The following is a 13,640-nucleotide window of genomic DNA, read 5'->3' on the forward strand; positions in this document are numbered from 1 at the left end:
GAGAACGCGAGATGACACCTGAATCGGTTATGGCGCTCGGCACCGAAGCGATGAAAGTGGCGCTGGCGCTGGCCGCCCCGCTGCTGCTGGCGGCGCTGATCAGCGGCCTGGTGGTCAGCCTGCTGCAGGCCGCCACCCAAATCAACGAAATGACGCTGTCGTTCATCCCCAAAATTCTGGCGGTGGTGGCCACCATCATCATCGCCGGCCCCTGGATGTTGAACCTGCTGCTGGACTACATGCGCACCCTGTTCAGCAACCTGCCCACCCTGATCGGCTAACCGTGCTCACCTTCGACAGCGCGCAGCTCACCGTCTGGCTCAGCCACTATTTTTGGCCGCTGCTGCGCATTCTGGCGCTGATAAGCACCGCGCCGGTATTCAGCGAAAAGCAAATCAGCAAAAAGGTCAAAATCGGCCTTGGCGGGCTGATCGTCATCCTGATCGCGCCGACGCTGCCCGCCAGTAATATCCCGATCTTCTCCGCCGCCGGCCTGTGGCTGGCGATTCAACAGATTCTGATCGGCGTGGCGCTGGGATTGACCATGCAGTTCGCCTTCGCGGCGGTGCGCCTGGCGGGCGAAGTGATCGGCATGCAGATGGGCCTGTCGTTCGCCACCTTCTTCGATCCCAGCGGTGGCCCGAACATGCCGGTGCTGGCGCGCCTGCTCAACCTGCTGGCGATGCTGCTGTTCCTCAGCTTCGACGGCCATCTGTGGCTGATTTCGCTGCTGGCGGACAGCTTCCACACCCTACCTGTCCAAACGCAGCCGCTGAACGGCAACGGCTTCCTGGTGCTGACCCAGGTCGGCTCGCTGATCTTCATCAACGGCATGATGCTGGCGCTGCCGCTGATCTGCCTGCTATTGACGCTGAACATGGCGCTCGGCTTGCTCAACCGCATGACGCCGCAGCTGTCGGTCTTCGTGATCGGTTTCCCGGTCACCATGACCTTCGGCATCATGACGCTGGGCATGATGATGCCGATGCTGGCGCCGTTCTGCGAACATCTGTTCGGTGAAATCTTCGATCGGCTGGCGGCGGTGATCGGCGGCATGACCTTCTGAATCCCTGCTCCACCCCTTCCTTCCCTCTCGCTTCCCTCTGAGACAAAATGGCAATAAAAACGCTTTCCTGGAACAAAAGCCTGAGAAACGTCTTTTATCCGGATTAAGGTTCAAATGTCTCCGGCGGCTTGAATAAATAAAACCCCGGCCTAGAATAGACCCGGTAACAAAAAAATATCGCCTTGCATCACCTTGATTTTCCGCGGCGATAAAATACGTTTATCTCGAGAAAAAAAATAAAAACAACTCCGTCACGCATTGTTAAATGCGCGGCAGATAACTGACACCCTGAATAAATGCGTCCGGCGCCTGCCGGCTGCAGGGCGCAGCATCGACCTTTGCTAACCACAGGAGCGAGATCATGATTAAAGCGAAAAGCAACCGCAAGGCACGCCGGTTATTCGGTTTGACCCACTGGAAAAGCAACAAGTTTAGAGTTTCTTTTACCGAGACGGCCGACGGCGGCAAATGGAAAGTGGTGAAGAAAAAGAAATAATACCGTACGGTTTTTAGCAAAACACTCCGGGTTGCGCCCGTATCCGGCCTCTGCTGCGCCATTCGACGCTGCACCGGGACGGCAACCCGGCTTCTGCCGTAACCGGCATTGATCACCCGTCGGCAAGCCATGTCGACATCCTGTGCATTTCATTGTCAGGAATGAAATAATGCAGCACGTCGCCCTCGCTGCCACGCTAAATTTAGAGATAATGCATTAATAATTTGATTTACTCACACCTCTTATTTATCCGCTGACAAGAAAAATCGATTTCGCCCCTTATTCCACCAGCGTTATATTGAGAATGACCTTGCAGACAGCACGCTGCAAACCTCACCAAAATATAATCGGTGTAAATATGAAGATACAATTTCAGCTGAGTGATTTATTTATCTCCGGCATTGCCCTCTTGATCATGAGCACCATTTTAAACACGTTGGGCTTTTCATGGGGTTTGTTTGTTCTGCCGCCTGGCGTCGATAGGTTTGTCATCATCCTGTTTACTTTGTTCGGGTCATTAAAACTGGCCGAGTATATCTGCAAACCCATACGGTGGCTGCTCAATGCAAGCCCCAAGCCTCAAATCAAAAACAACAACCCTAAAAATAGCGCGAAGTCGCGTTAACAGGAGATCGACCTATGTTGAGAGAACTGACCAGAGAAGAAATGCAACGGATGGGCGGCGCCGGCGACGGCAATAACGGCGGCGACCGAGATCGCGACTATAGCCGAAGCTCCTACGGTGCGCAGGCGAACGGCTTCCAGCCTAATTGGGCGGCGAAAGGCTATGGGCTATTTCAGGATCCTTGTACCGGCGCTGTGGTTACCGGTGCCATTGCCATGGCTGGCGCACTGGCCAGCCGTAACGGCAGTGCGATTGGCACGGCGGCGGCCTCAGCCTTTGTCAACATAGGCAGTCAATGCACTAAAGGGTCCGGCAACGATCGCGGCGTGCCTTTCCGCTGACGCTTAGGGTGAATGGGAACACGCAGACAAAAAAAGGCGCGTCGCTCAGTCAGTAGTGGGAGAACAAGCGACGCGCCAAACGAGTGCGCCCGGTTTCAAGAAGCCTCCCTCCCCGCGGGGCGGAGAGGGTATTTTCTAAGCGCACTAAAGGGAAACCCGTCGCGGTCAGGCAACGGGGTATTGCTCTTAACGATTCATCTGGAACAGCGACATGCCCTGCATATCGCTGAAGGTTTTATACGACGCCTGCAGCGCCGCCTGCTGCATAAAGTAAGACGAAATAGACTCGGCCAGATCGGCATCCGTCAACGCGCTCATCTGGACCTGGTTGGTCATGTCGCGCTCTTTGCCGATGCTGTCCAGCTGATCCATTTCCTGCAGCTGGCTGCCCAGCTCGGCGCGCACGCTCAGCACGTTGTTGTAAGAGTTGTCCAGGCCGCGGTTGGCTTTCGCCAGCGCATCGTTCACCTGCTGCCTGGTGGCCTCATCGGCGCCCTGCAGCGGGGTTTTCAGCGCGTTCAGCGCGATATCGATACTCTCGAACACATTGCTGACCGGCGCGCTGCCGTCCGGCTCAGGCTTGGGATTGCTGGTCAATGACATGAACACCGCGTTGCCGGTATGGCCGATGGTCATGGTGCGGTTGGCGTCCACTTTCTGCTGAACCGTCTTGTCGCCGCCCTGATAGCTGACGGTGCCGCCGTTATCGACGAACGGCGCCTTGTCGTTCACGTATCCGCCGAACATATAGCGGCCGTTGCCGTCGGTGCTGTTGGCCTGGTTCAGCAGCTGATCTTTCAGCCCCTGCAGCTGGGTGGCCAGCGACTGACGGTCGTTATCGCTTTCGGTGCCGCCGGCGCTGACGATCAGCGCCTTCATGTCCGCGATGGTGGACGTTGCGCCGGCCAAGACCGTTTCTTCCATCGACACGCTTTGGCGAGCGAAAGTGCGCGCCAGCGTGTATTGGCTGTTTTCCGCCTGCGACTGCGACAACATCACCGCGCGCGACGCCGCCAGCGGATCGTCGGACGGGTTGATCACCCGCTTGCCCGAGGAAAGCTGCTCGGCGGCCTTCATGAACAGCGACTGGTTGCCCGTGATGCCGTTCATGTTCTGTTGGTACATCATGCTGGTGCTCATGCGCATGCTGTGGGTTCCTTACTCTGAGCGGCCGGCGCCGTTATCGGCGCCGGTTAACAATAAAATCAACGAATATTCAGCAGCGCATCGAACAGCGAGCTGGCGGTCTGGATCACCTGCGCGTTGGCCATGTAGTACTGCTGGAAACGCAGCAGCTCACCGTACTCTTCGTCGAGGTTGACGCCGGACATCGACTGCTGTTGCGCGCCCAGCTGCGTCACGATCTTGGCCTGCGACGTGGCGATGGCCTTGGCGGCAGCGGTCTGGTTGCCGACGCCGCTGACGATGCCGGCGTAAGCGCCGCTCAGGGTCGCCTTACCGTCCACCAGGTTTTTGGTCTGCAGATCCAGCAGCTTCTTGGCGTTTTCGTTATCGCCGCGGCCGCTGTCGTCTTTACCGGCGGCGGCGATCTTGGACGAGTCGGTGATGGCCACTTTCAGATTGCCCGCCACGTCGCTGACCGGCTTCACGGTGAAGCTGTCTTTGGCCTGCGCATTGCCGTCGATGCTCACTTCCAGCCCGTCGAAGTTCAGCGTCGGTTTGCCGTCGGCGCTGGTGCCCGGCGTGGCGTTGACTTTCACGTTGTCCGGCAGGCGGCTGACCTGCCAGTTGCTGCCGTCGAACTCGACGCGATAATCGTTGGCCTTCACCTTGCCGGTGTCGGTGTAAGCGACCGACAGCGACGCATCGCCGGTGTTGCGGGTGTTATCCACCACCCGGCCGCCGCTGAAGCTGAAGAAGTCGCCGCCCGCGTCGCCGTTCAGGTCGAAACCGGCGCGATGCTGCTGGTTGAAGCTGTCCGCCATCGCCAACGCCAACTGGCCCAGCTGATTGCGCACGCCGTCCAGCGTCTCGCTGCGGAATTTCAGCACGCCGCTCAGCGTGCCGCTGGTGATCTGGCCTTCCGGCACTTCGCTGGCGCCGTTGCCGCGGTTATAACCGATGGTCAGACGGGAAGGATCGCTGCTGGAAGGCACGGCTTCCACCTGATAGGTGTTGCTGCCCTGTACCAGGGTCAAACCGTTGGCGAAGGAGACGGTATAGGCGTCGCCGTCCTGCTGCGTGACCTGTACGCCCACCAGCTGATTCAGCTCGGTAACCAGCTGATCGCGCTGATCCAGCAACGCATTCGGCTCGCCGCCGGCGCTGCCGCGCAAGCGGGTGATCTCGTCGTTCAGTTTGGCGATCTGTTGGCTGTAGCTGTTGATCTGCTGCGCCGTATCGCTGATCTGCTGATTGACGCCGCTGTCCATGTCGCGCAGGAATTTGTCGGTGTTGTTGAACTGGTTCACCAGGCCGTTGGCCTTGCCCAGCACCGTCTGGCGCGCGGCGTCGTCACCGGCGTTGCTCACCAGGTTCTGCAGGTTGGTGAAGAAATCCTGCATGTTGGTCGACAGCGGGTTGGTTTTGCTCGCCAACAGGTTGTCGATCTGCGAAATCTTCTCGTAATAGGCGTTTTGCGCCCCGAACGAACTCTGTGCGCCGCGCAGCTGGTTGGTGATGAACTGGTTGTACTCGCGGTTGACGCTGGTGACGGTGACGCCGTTGCCGATAAAGCCGCTCATGGTGGCCATGCCGCCGTTCTGCGCCAGGATCGCGGTCTGGCGGTTATAGCCCGCCACGTTGTAGTTGGAGATGTTGTTGCTGACGGTACTGAGCGCCACCTGAGCCGCATTCAGCCCGCTCATCGCGGTATTGATTAAGCTATTGGACATCGGAATTCCTTATGCTGCGGCGCCGGTGGCCCACAGGGTTCAAATTGAGCTGCTGAGCCTGTTCGCTCAGCCTGTCTCGGTTATCGGCAAAAATGAGAAGAACTTGAGGAAAAAAAGCGGCAATGCGGTCAGCCTCCAGCCAGCCTTCATTACCGCCTATCCCCTCAATAATTGGCACCGCAGCAAGGCGACAAGCATGACGGGGATTTAGAACAACTCTTTCAAATCGTGGGTATAGGCTTTGACCGCCTGTTCCCCCGCGCTCTTCATCTGCTGGATCACGCTGACCAGTTTGCTGGCGTACTGCGGGTCGGTGGCGTATCCGGCGCGCTGCAACGCATGCGCCGCCTGCTCCGGGCTGCGCGCGGCGGCCACGTCGGCGTAGCGCGGGTTGTTGGTCAGCAGTTTGACGTAATCAGCGATCGCTTCGACATACGAACCGTAAACGCGGAACTTCGCCTTCACCTTCTTCGCCGCGCCCTGTTCGAACTCGGTGGTGGTGATCTCCGTCACCGGCCCGTTCCAGCTGCCGCCGGCCTTGATGCCGAACAGGTTGTAGCTCGGCGTGCCGTCTGAGGTCGGGATCTCGCGCTGCCCCCAGCCGGACTCCAGCGCCGCCTGCGCGACGATCAGCTGATGCGGAATGCCGCTCTGCTGGCTGGCCACCTTCGCCGGAATCGACAGACGAGCGACGAAGTTGCCGTTGTTGAGCGACAGCGGCGCAGCGGCCGGCGGGGCTTTCGGCATCGCGCGGCGCACCATCTGCTCCAGCGCCTGGTTCGGCAGCGTTTGCAGCACCTCGTTGTCCAGCGCCATCGGCGACAGGCCCGCCGTTTCGCTCGGCACCGCGTTGGCGTTGCTCATCTGCTTGACCATCATGTCCGCCAGCCCCAGCCCTTTTTGCGACATCTGCTGGGCGATTTGCTGGTCGTACATCGAGGTATAGAGCCGCGTTTGATCGCTGCTCAATACCCCGTCCTGCGGCAAGGCGGAACGCATGCTTTTCAGCATCATCTGCACGAACATGCCTTCCACCTGCTGGGCCACCTGCTTGAGGTTGCCCTGCGGGTCGGCCGCCGCGTCGCGCTTGAGGCCGTTCAGCGCCTGGGCGTCATAGGCCGCGCCCGACATCGCCATCAGATCGCCGGCCATCAGATGATTTCCAGCTTGGCGCGCAGGCAGCCGGCGCTCTGCATCGCCTGCAGGATCGACATCAGATCGATCGGCGTGGCACCCAGCGCGTTCAGCGCGCGGATCACGTTGTTCAGGTTGGCGCTGGCGTTCACCTTCTGCAGCGATCCGCCCTGTTGTTGCACCGAGATCTGGGTGTTTGGCGTCACCACCGTCTGGCCGCCGCCGAACGGCGTCGTCGGCTGGCTGACGGTGTTCTGCCGATCGACCACCACCGACAGGTTGCCCTGGGCGACGGCGCAAGAGTCGAGGATCACATCGCGGTTCATCACCACCGAACCGGTGCGCGAGTTGATGATCACTTTGGCGTCCATCGCGCCGACGTTGACGGTAATGTTTTGAATCTCCGCCAGGAAGCGCACCTGAGAGCTGTTGCCCTGCGGCACCAGCACCTGGATCGTGCGGGCGTCGAGCGGCGTCGCGGTGCCGCCGCCGCGTTGGCGGTTGATGGCGTCGCTGATCTGCTGCGCCAGCGTGAAATCTTCGTCGTTCAGCTGCAGGTTGAGAACGCCGCCGCTGCCGAAGGTGGTCGGCAGCTCACGCTCGATGGTGGCGCCGTTGCTGATGCGCCCGCCCGCCAGCTGGTTGACCTGCACGCTGCTGCCGCCGGCCGCCGCGCCCGCGCCGCCGACCAGCACGTTGCCCTGCGCCAGCGCATAAACCTGGTTATCCACGCCTTTGAGCGGCGTCATCAGCAGGGTGCCGCCACGCAGGCTCTTGGCGTTGCCCATCGAAGAAACCACCACGTCGATGTTCTGCCCGGCGCGCGAGAACGGCGGCAGTTTGGCGGTCACCATCACCGCCGCCACGTTTTTCAGCTGCATGTTGGTGCCCGGCGGCACGGTGATGCCCAGCTGCGACAGCATGTTGCTCAGGCTTTGGGTGGTGAACGGCGTCTGCATGGTCTGGTCGCCGGAGCCGTCCAGCCCCACCACCAGGCCGTAGCCGATCAGGGCGTTGTCTCGCACGCCCTGCACCGTCACCAGATCGCGGATGCGCTCCGCCGCCGCCGGCAAGCACACCAGCCCGACGCACAGCGCGATAAACCATTTTTTCAGCATCAGTCAATCCTTAGAACGGTGAAACATTTAAGAAGAAGCGCTGCAGCCAGCCCATGGTCTGCGCTTCGTTGATATAGCCATTGCCGACGTATTCGATACGCGCGTCTGCCACCTGCGTCGAGGTCACCGAGTTGTTGCCGCTGATGGTGCGCGGGTTGACGACGCCGGAGAAACGGATGAATTCGGTGCCCTGGTTGATGGCGATCTGCTTTTCCCCCACCACGTGCAGGTTGCCGTTGGCCAGCACCTGGTTGACCGTCACCGTAATGGTGCCGTTGAAGGTGTTGTTGGCATTGGCGCCGCCCTTGCCGCCGAAGGTGCTGTCGCCGGAAATGTCCATATCGGCGCGCGCATTGCCCAGCAGGCCGTCAAGGTAACGCGGCGAGGTGGCGACGCCGAACTTGCTGGCGCCGTTGCGGCTGGCGTTGGCGGAGGAGCTTTTGCTGGCGCTGACGTTTTCCTGCAGCACGATGGTCAGGGTGTCGCCGACGTTGCGCGGACGGCGGTCTTCGAACAGCGGCTGGTAGCCGTAGTTCATCGGCTGCACCGTCTGGAAGATCGAGCCGTTCGGCATCGGCGCGCTGGCCGGCGCCGGTTGCGCCGTGGTCGCGCCGTCCACCAGCGGTTTGTGCGGGATATAGGCGCAGCCGCTCAGCGTCAGCATCACCATGCCCGCCAGCCAGCGTTGTCCCTGCCGCGGCAGGATTGCCATCGAATATGTGGTTACCACGGGTATCGCCTTTGTTTCACGAAAGAGAATGACGGGCGCGGCAAGCCGGACCCGTCAATGACAGATTACAGTTGCGTCAGCTTTTGCAGCATCTGATCGGAGGTCGATACCGCTTTGCTGTTGATCTCGTACGCGCGCTGAGTCTGGATCATGTTGACCAGCTCTTCCGCCACGTTGACGTTGGAGGTTTCCACGTAACCCTGATACAGCAAACCGGCGCCGTTCAGCCCCGGGGTGCTCTCGTTCGGCGCACCCGAGCTTTCGGTTTCCTGGTACAGGTTCTCGCCCACGCTCTCCAGACCACTGTCGTTGACGAACGTGGTCAGCGTCAGTTGGCCCACCTGCTGGGCGGCGGTTTGCCCCTGCTGGGTGACGCTGACGATGCCGTCGCGGCCGACGGTGATGGACAGCGCGTTAGCCGGAATGGTGATCGCCGGCTGCACCTGGAAACCGCTGGAGGTCACCAGTTGGCCGTTCTGATCGATCTGGAACGACCCGTCGCGGGTATAGGCCTGGGTGCCGTCCGGCAGCATCACCTGGAAGAAACCCTGCCCCTTGATGGCGACGTCTTTACTGTTGTTGGTCTGCGACAGGTTGCCCTGGCTGTGCAAACGCTCGGTCGCCACCGGACGGACGCCGGTGCCGATCTGCAGGCCGGAAGGCAGCGTGGTCTGCTCGGAGGACTGCGCCCCCGGCTGACGCATGGTCTGGTACAGCAGATCTTCAAATACCGCACGCTGGCGTTTGAAGCCGTTGGTGCTGACGTTCGCCAGGTTGTTGGCGATCACGTCCATGTTGGTCTGCTGCGCGTCCAGACCGGTTTTGGCAATCCATAAGGATGGAATCATCGGTTATTTCCTTGCTGCTTAACTCAATGAGAGCAGTGAGTTGGCACGCTGTTCGTTTTCATCCACGCTGTGGATGACCTTCATTTGCATTTCAAAACGGCGGGCGTTGGCGATCATGTCGACCATGGTCTCCATCGGCTTGACGTTGCTGCCCTCCAGCACGCCCGGCATCACCCGCACCTGCGGATCGTTTTGCAACTGATTGCCGCGCTGCTGTTGGGTTTCCGGCGTCAGGCGGAACAGCCCGTCGTCACCGCGCATCACTTCGCGCGCATCGGCCTTCACCAGCTTCAGGCGGCCGATCTGCGCGATGGTGTTCGGCGGATCGCCGGCGTTCAGCGCCGAAATGGTGCCGTCGGCCGCGATGGTGATCTCCGCCGACGGCGGCACCTCGATCGGGCCGCCGTCGCCCATCACCGGCAGCCCCTGCACCGTCAACTGCCCGGTGGAGGAGATCTGAATGTTGCCGTTGCGGGTATAGGCTTCACCGCCGCCCGGCAGGCTCACCGCCAGGAAACCGTCCTGCTGCAGCGCCACATCCAGCGGACGCGCGGTGTAGTTCAGCGCCCCCTGGCTCATGTCGGCGCCCGGCGTCGACGCGGTCACCAAGGTGCGCGTCGCCAGGCTCGGCCCGTCGACCGGCACCGCGCGCAATGCGGCGAGCTGGGCGCGAAAGCCCGGCGTCGACGCGTTGGCCAGGTTGTTGGCGGTGATGGACTGCTGCTCCAGCGTTTGGCGCGCCGCGCCCATCGCGGTATAAATCGCGTGATCCATAACTCGGCCCTATTAGCGCAGGCTAACCAGCGTCTGCAGGATGGAGTCCTGCGTCTTGATGGTCTGGGCGTTGGACTGGTAGTTACGCTGCGCGACGATCATGTTCACCAGTTCCTGGCTCAGATCGACGTTGGAAGATTCCAGCGCGCCGCTGGTCAGCTTACCGAAGCCGCCACCGCCCGACAGACCGACGCGCGGCTGACCGGACGCGCCGGTTTCCTGCCAAACGTTATCGCCCTGCGACGCCAGCCCTTCCGGGTTGGAGAAGTTGGCCATGACGATCTGGCCCAGCACCTGGGTCTGCTGGTTGGAGTAGATGCCCACGACGGTGCCGTCGTTGTTGATCTGGAAGTTGGTGTATTCACCGGCGGCATAGCCGTCCTGCGCCACTTTGCTCACCGAGTCGCTGCCCACGTTCTGCTGCATGCTGCCGGCGAAGCTCAGGGTGAAGTTTTGCGCCGGTGCGCCGTCTTTGGCAGTCATCGGGATCACCATGCTGAACTCGCCCGGCGCGCCGTTGGTGCTGGTGGTTTTCACCAGGTTGCCGCTGGTGCTGAACTCCATGGTGCCGGCGTTCACTGGCGCGGCGCTGCCATCCTGGGTATAGACCTGCCACTTGTTGTCGTCGGTCTTGACGAAGTAGGCGTTGATGTTGTGCGCGTTGCCCAGCGAGTCGTAAGCGGTGATGGTGTTGACGTAGTTGTAGCTGTCCTGTTTGGTCGGATCGAAGGTCTTGTTCTCCGGCACCTTATGGGTGGACTTCAGGTTGGTCACCATCTCGCCGGAAGTGGACGCCTTGGCGTTCATCATGCCTTCAGGAATGCTCAGCGGCACCGGGTTGGCGCCCTGCTGGATGGTCGGCGGGGAACCGGCCGCCGGATAACCGGTCAGCTGCAGGCCCTGCATGTTGGTCAGGTTACGGTTCTCGTCCAGCTTGAACTGGCCGTTGCGGGTATAGAAGATACCGCCGTCTTTATCCTGCATGCGGAAGAAGCCGTTGCCGTTGATGGCGATATCCAGCGCACGGCTGGTGCCGGTGGTGGTGCCGCCCTTGAAGTTCTGGGTGATGCCGGACACCTTGACGCCCAGCCCGACCTGCGAACCGGCGAACATGTCGGCGAAGGAGACGCTGCCGGATTTGAAGCCCGCGGTCGCGGAGTTGGCGATGTTGTTACCGATCACGTCCAGATTGGTTGCTGCCGCGTTCAAGCCGCTGACTGCCTGAGAAAAGGCCATGTTATTCTCCGAATAGTGGTCAGGCTATCGTCCGATTGAGCCTGATGCTTAGGGTTATAAGATCTGTCGCACGTCTTCCAGGGTGGCGTTGCCCGCCAGGCCGAGATCCAATTTGGCGCCGTTGCCGTCGCGGATCACGCCGTTGACCAGCCCGAAGTGCAGGCTGCGCGCCACCAGCTGCTCGCCGTTGCCTTTGGCGTTAACCGCCACTTTGTAGGCGCCGTCAGGCGCGGTGGTGCCGTCATCCAGCGAACCGTCCCAGGTGAAGGCGTGTACGCCGGCGGTCAGGCCGCCGATTTCGATGGTGCGCACCACCTGCCCGCTGGCGTTGGTGATGGTGGCGGTCACCTGATCGGCGGCGCGCTCCAGTTCCACGCCGAACGGCGTGGTGCTGACCTTGCCGTCCTTGCTGCCGACCAGAATATTGTTGCCCGGCACCATTACGCCGTGACCGATCAGCGCAGTCGCCTGCAGCGACTGATTGCTGTTGATCTGGCCGGAGATCGACCCCAGCGTGGTGTTGAGCTTTTCGATGCCCTGAACGGTGTTGATCTGCGCCAGCTGCGAAGTCAGTTCGTTGTTCTGCATCGGATTGGTCGGATCCTGGTTTTTCAACTGCGCCACCAGCAGCGTCAGGAAGCTGTTGTGCAGATCCTGGCTGTTGGTATTTTTGCTGTTGTTACCGATGACGGTGTTGTCCAACGACTCGTTGGTGGTTGCGGCGATAGCCATGGGAACCTCCGGTTACTGACCCAGCGTCAGGGTTTTCATCATCATCGACTTGGTGGTGTTGAGCACCTCGACGTTGGCCTGGTAGCTGCGGGAAGCAGAGATGGTATTGACCATTTCCCCCACCACGTCGACGTTCGGCATGCGCACGTAGCCCTTGGCGTCCGCCAGCGGGTTGCCCGGCTGATACACCAGACGTTCGGGCGCCGGATCGTCCACCACCTGGGCGACGCGCACGCCGCCGGTCGGCTGCCCGGGCGCCGCCGCGACCTGGAACACCACCTGCTTGGCGCGGTAAGGCTCGCCGTCCGGGCCGGTCACACTGTCGGCGTTGGCCATGTTGCTGGCGCTGACGTTCATGCGCTGGGATTGCGCCGATAGCGCCGAGCCGGAGATATCAAAAATGTTCAGTAAAGACATGCGCCTTATCCTTGTTGCAGCACGGACATCATCCCTTTGATCTGCCCGTTGAGCAGCGTCAGGTCGGTCTGATATTTCAGGCTGTTATCGGCAAAGTTGGTGCGTTCGCGATCCATGTCCACCGTGTTGCCGTCCATCGATGGCTGGTCCGGCACCCGGTACAACAGATCGAGCTGCGGCGGCTGCAGGGTCTGCGCCGGGATGTGGCGCGCCGCCGTCAGGTTCAGCGACATGCCGTTGCCGTTGACGCGCCCTTGTTCCAGCACTTTGTTCAATTGGCTGGCGAAATCGATATCCCGCGCCTGATAACCCGGTGTGTCTGCGTTGGCGATGTTGGCGGCCAGAATTTCCTGCCGCTGGGCGCGCAAGTTCAGCGCCTCTTGGCCAAAGCGCAGAGCCGCGTCCAGTTTGTCGAGCATGCTCCCTCCGCGAGGTTAGAATTTGGAGTCGACAGCATAAACGCCCGCTGCGCCACCCTATCGCGGGAATAAACGCAAAATGGGGCGCTATTTATCTGCTTAGCCTGCGCGCGCTGCGGGTACACTTACGCGTATCCCGATGAGGCTTGAGAAGATGACGATGAAAGGTAAAATGCTGCTGCTTATCGGCCTGCTGTGCAGTCTGAACGCGCGCGCCGACGATCTGGCGACGCAAATCGAAAGCTTCATCCAAGGCAAGTTCAGCGGCGAACCGGTGCAGGTGAAAGTGCGGGTGCGCACGCCGCCGGCCCAATGGCCCGCCTGCGAACTGCCGCAGCTGTCGCTGCCGCCCAACGCGCGGATCGGCGGCAACGTCAGCATTTCGGCGCGCTGTGGCCAGGAGCGGCGTTTTATCCAAACGCAGGTGCAGGTGTTCGGCCGCTATCTGGTTTCGGCGCGCGGCATCAGCGCCGGCAGCCGGTTGACCGCGGCGGATCTGACGTTGAAAGAAGGCCGGCTCGATACCCTGCCGCCGCGCGCGCTGACCGAAGCGGGCAAAGCGTTGGGCGCCGTCAGCCTGCGCAACATCAGCCCCGGCCAACCGCTGACCCTCGCCATGCTGCGCCGGGCCTGGATTATCAAGGCCGGGCAATCGGTACAGGTCAACGCGCAGGGCGAAGGATTCAACATCAGCGGTTCGGGTAAGGCGATGAACAACGCCGCCGCCGAAGACAGCGTGCGGGTGCGCATGGCGTCCGGGCAGATCGTCAGCGGCGTGGTCGGGGACGACGGCGCGATCCGCATTACGTTATAAAAAAGTAAAGGTTCCGCAAACCTTGCCGATAAGAC

The 13,640-nt window shown here is 61.0% G+C and carries 18 protein-coding genes; 7 read left to right on the forward strand and 11 right to left on the reverse strand.

Annotation, left to right across the window (positions count from 1 at the left end):
- The first annotated feature begins 11 nt into the window (after positions 1-11).
- From fliQ to ACJ8IN_RS01545, 5 genes are all read left to right on the forward strand, one after another.
- Positions 12-281 carry a flagellar biosynthesis protein FliQ gene (fliQ, locus tag ACJ8IN_RS01525; RefSeq protein WP_004934803.1) on the forward strand — a complete coding sequence of 90 codons (270 nt, stop codon included), beginning with the start codon at positions 12-14 and terminating at the stop codon, positions 279-281.
- A 2-nt stretch (positions 282-283) separates the two neighbouring features.
- Entirely contained in the window at positions 284-1,066 is a 783-nt protein-coding gene (gene fliR, locus ACJ8IN_RS01530; RefSeq protein WP_033647774.1) for a flagellar biosynthetic protein FliR, read from the forward strand.
- A 361-nt stretch (positions 1,067-1,427) separates the two neighbouring features.
- Positions 1,428-1,562: a stationary-phase-induced ribosome-associated protein gene (gene sra / locus ACJ8IN_RS01535; RefSeq protein WP_086556932.1), complete on the forward strand. Its 135-nt coding sequence runs from the start codon at positions 1,428-1,430 to the stop codon at positions 1,560-1,562.
- A 358-nt stretch (positions 1,563-1,920) separates the two neighbouring features.
- Positions 1,921-2,187, forward strand: a complete 267-nt coding sequence (locus tag ACJ8IN_RS01540; protein ID WP_039565514.1) for a hypothetical protein — start codon at positions 1,921-1,923, stop codon at positions 2,185-2,187.
- A 14-nt stretch (positions 2,188-2,201) separates the two neighbouring features.
- The gene (locus tag ACJ8IN_RS01545; protein ID WP_049234836.1) at positions 2,202-2,528 is read left to right on the forward strand and encodes a hypothetical protein; all 327 of its coding nucleotides are present in this window, start codon (positions 2,202-2,204) and stop codon (positions 2,526-2,528) included.
- Positions 2,529-2,714: 186 nt separating this feature from the next.
- On the opposite strand, the gene flgL is transcribed toward ACJ8IN_RS01545, so the two are convergent.
- Complete coding sequence (flgL, locus tag ACJ8IN_RS01550; protein WP_041035613.1) at positions 2,715-3,674, reverse strand: flagellar hook-associated protein FlgL; 960 nt, start codon at positions 3,672-3,674, stop codon at positions 2,715-2,717.
- Positions 3,675-3,733: 59 nt separating this feature from the next.
- On the reverse strand, positions 3,734-5,383 hold the full coding sequence (gene flgK / locus ACJ8IN_RS01555; RefSeq protein ID WP_033634988.1) for a flagellar hook-associated protein FlgK: 1,650 nt from the start codon (positions 5,381-5,383) through the stop codon (positions 3,734-3,736).
- Here flgK and ACJ8IN_RS01560 point away from each other — a divergent pair.
- Positions 5,376-5,594 (forward strand): hypothetical protein, encoded by a 219-nt coding sequence (locus ACJ8IN_RS01560; RefSeq protein ID WP_308325831.1) that lies wholly within the window; start codon positions 5,376-5,378, stop codon positions 5,592-5,594. The genes flgK and ACJ8IN_RS01560 overlap by 8 nt on opposite strands.
- Here ACJ8IN_RS01560 and flgJ read toward each other — a convergent pair.
- From flgJ to flgB, 9 genes are all read right to left on the reverse strand, one after another.
- On the reverse strand, positions 5,591-6,535 hold the full coding sequence (gene flgJ / locus ACJ8IN_RS01565; protein WP_033634991.1) for a flagellar assembly peptidoglycan hydrolase FlgJ: 945 nt from the start codon (positions 6,533-6,535) through the stop codon (positions 5,591-5,593). The two genes, ACJ8IN_RS01560 and flgJ, sit on opposite strands and share 4 nt — an antisense overlap.
- Positions 6,535-7,635 carry a flagellar basal body P-ring protein FlgI gene (locus ACJ8IN_RS01570; protein ID WP_004934816.1) on the reverse strand — a complete coding sequence of 367 codons (1,101 nt, stop codon included), beginning with the start codon at positions 7,633-7,635 and terminating at the stop codon, positions 6,535-6,537. Before ACJ8IN_RS01570 ends, flgJ begins: the two co-directional genes overlap by 1 nt.
- A 10-nt stretch (positions 7,636-7,645) precedes the next feature.
- On the reverse strand, positions 7,646-8,347 hold the full coding sequence (gene flgH, locus ACJ8IN_RS01575; protein WP_004934817.1) for a flagellar basal body L-ring protein FlgH: 702 nt from the start codon (positions 8,345-8,347) through the stop codon (positions 7,646-7,648).
- Between the two features lie 83 nt (positions 8,348-8,430).
- A complete protein-coding gene (gene flgG, locus ACJ8IN_RS01580) occupies positions 8,431-9,213 on the reverse strand; it encodes a flagellar basal-body rod protein FlgG (RefSeq protein ID WP_004934819.1) in 783 nt (260 codons plus the stop codon).
- 18 nt (positions 9,214-9,231) lie between these two features.
- The gene (locus ACJ8IN_RS01585) at positions 9,232-9,987 is read right to left on the reverse strand and encodes a flagellar basal body rod protein FlgF (RefSeq protein ID WP_033647783.1); all 756 of its coding nucleotides are present in this window, start codon (positions 9,985-9,987) and stop codon (positions 9,232-9,234) included.
- A gap of 12 nt (positions 9,988-9,999) precedes the next feature.
- Positions 10,000-11,223 carry a flagellar hook protein FlgE gene (gene flgE, locus ACJ8IN_RS01590; RefSeq protein WP_033634993.1) on the reverse strand — a complete coding sequence of 408 codons (1,224 nt, stop codon included), beginning with the start codon at positions 11,221-11,223 and terminating at the stop codon, positions 10,000-10,002.
- Positions 11,224-11,277: 54 nt separating this feature from the next.
- Complete coding sequence (flgD, locus tag ACJ8IN_RS01595; RefSeq protein WP_033634994.1) at positions 11,278-11,955, reverse strand: flagellar hook assembly protein FlgD; 678 nt, start codon at positions 11,953-11,955, stop codon at positions 11,278-11,280.
- A gap of 12 nt (positions 11,956-11,967) precedes the next feature.
- Entirely contained in the window at positions 11,968-12,372 is a 405-nt protein-coding gene (flgC, locus tag ACJ8IN_RS01600; RefSeq protein WP_004934826.1) for a flagellar basal body rod protein FlgC, read from the reverse strand.
- A 5-nt stretch (positions 12,373-12,377) separates the two neighbouring features.
- On the reverse strand, positions 12,378-12,791 hold the full coding sequence (gene flgB, locus ACJ8IN_RS01605) for a flagellar basal body rod protein FlgB (RefSeq protein WP_033634995.1): 414 nt from the start codon (positions 12,789-12,791) through the stop codon (positions 12,378-12,380).
- Positions 12,792-12,951: 160 nt separating this feature from the next.
- Here flgB and flgA point away from each other — a divergent pair, with 160 nt between their 5' ends.
- A complete protein-coding gene (gene flgA / locus ACJ8IN_RS01610; RefSeq protein WP_033634996.1) occupies positions 12,952-13,605 on the forward strand; it encodes a flagellar basal body P-ring formation chaperone FlgA in 654 nt (217 codons plus the stop codon).
- Positions 13,606-13,640 lie beyond the last annotated feature (35 nt).

Origin of the sequence: Serratia sp. CY31944 (assembly GCF_052169175.1) — a bacterium.
GTDB lineage: Bacteria > Pseudomonadota > Gammaproteobacteria > Enterobacterales > Enterobacteriaceae > Serratia > Serratia sarumanii.

Bases quoted from the DNA above. Each gene is read 5' to 3' on its own strand.
- fliQ (WP_004934803.1), top strand. From the start codon at position 12: ATGACACCTGAATCGGTTATGGCGCTCGGCACCGAAGCGATGAAAGTG.
- sra (WP_086556932.1), top strand. From the start codon at position 1,428: ATGATTAAAGCGAAAAGCAACCGCAAGGCACGCCGGTTATTCGGTTTG.
- ACJ8IN_RS01540 (WP_039565514.1), top strand. From the start codon at position 1,921: ATGAAGATACAATTTCAGCTGAGTGATTTATTTATCTCCGGCATTGCC.
- ACJ8IN_RS01545 (WP_049234836.1), top strand. From the start codon at position 2,202: ATGTTGAGAGAACTGACCAGAGAAGAAATGCAACGGATGGGCGGCGCC.
- flgL (WP_041035613.1), bottom strand. From the start codon at position 3,674: ATGCGCATGAGCACCAGCATGATGTACCAACAGAACATGAACGGCATC.
- flgK (WP_033634988.1), bottom strand. From the start codon at position 5,383: ATGTCCAATAGCTTAATCAATACCGCGATGAGCGGGCTGAATGCGGCT.
- flgJ (WP_033634991.1), bottom strand. From the start codon at position 6,535: ATGGCCGGCGATCTGATGGCGATGTCGGGCGCGGCCTATGACGCCCAG.
- ACJ8IN_RS01570 (WP_004934816.1), bottom strand. From the start codon at position 7,635: ATGCTGAAAAAATGGTTTATCGCGCTGTGCGTCGGGCTGGTGTGCTTG.
- flgH (WP_004934817.1), bottom strand. From the start codon at position 8,347: ATGGCAATCCTGCCGCGGCAGGGACAACGCTGGCTGGCGGGCATGGTG.
- flgG (WP_004934819.1), bottom strand. From the start codon at position 9,213: ATGATTCCATCCTTATGGATTGCCAAAACCGGTCTGGACGCGCAGCAG.
- ACJ8IN_RS01585 (WP_033647783.1), bottom strand. From the start codon at position 9,987: ATGGATCACGCGATTTATACCGCGATGGGCGCGGCGCGCCAAACGCTG.
- flgE (WP_033634993.1), bottom strand. From the start codon at position 11,223: ATGGCCTTTTCTCAGGCAGTCAGCGGCTTGAACGCGGCAGCAACCAAT.
- flgD (WP_033634994.1), bottom strand. From the start codon at position 11,955: ATGGCTATCGCCGCAACCACCAACGAGTCGTTGGACAACACCGTCATC.
- flgC (WP_004934826.1), bottom strand. From the start codon at position 12,372: ATGTCTTTACTGAACATTTTTGATATCTCCGGCTCGGCGCTATCGGCG.
- flgB (WP_033634995.1), bottom strand. From the start codon at position 12,791: ATGCTCGACAAACTGGACGCGGCTCTGCGCTTTGGCCAAGAGGCGCTG.
- flgA (WP_033634996.1), top strand. From the start codon at position 12,952: ATGAAAGGTAAAATGCTGCTGCTTATCGGCCTGCTGTGCAGTCTGAAC.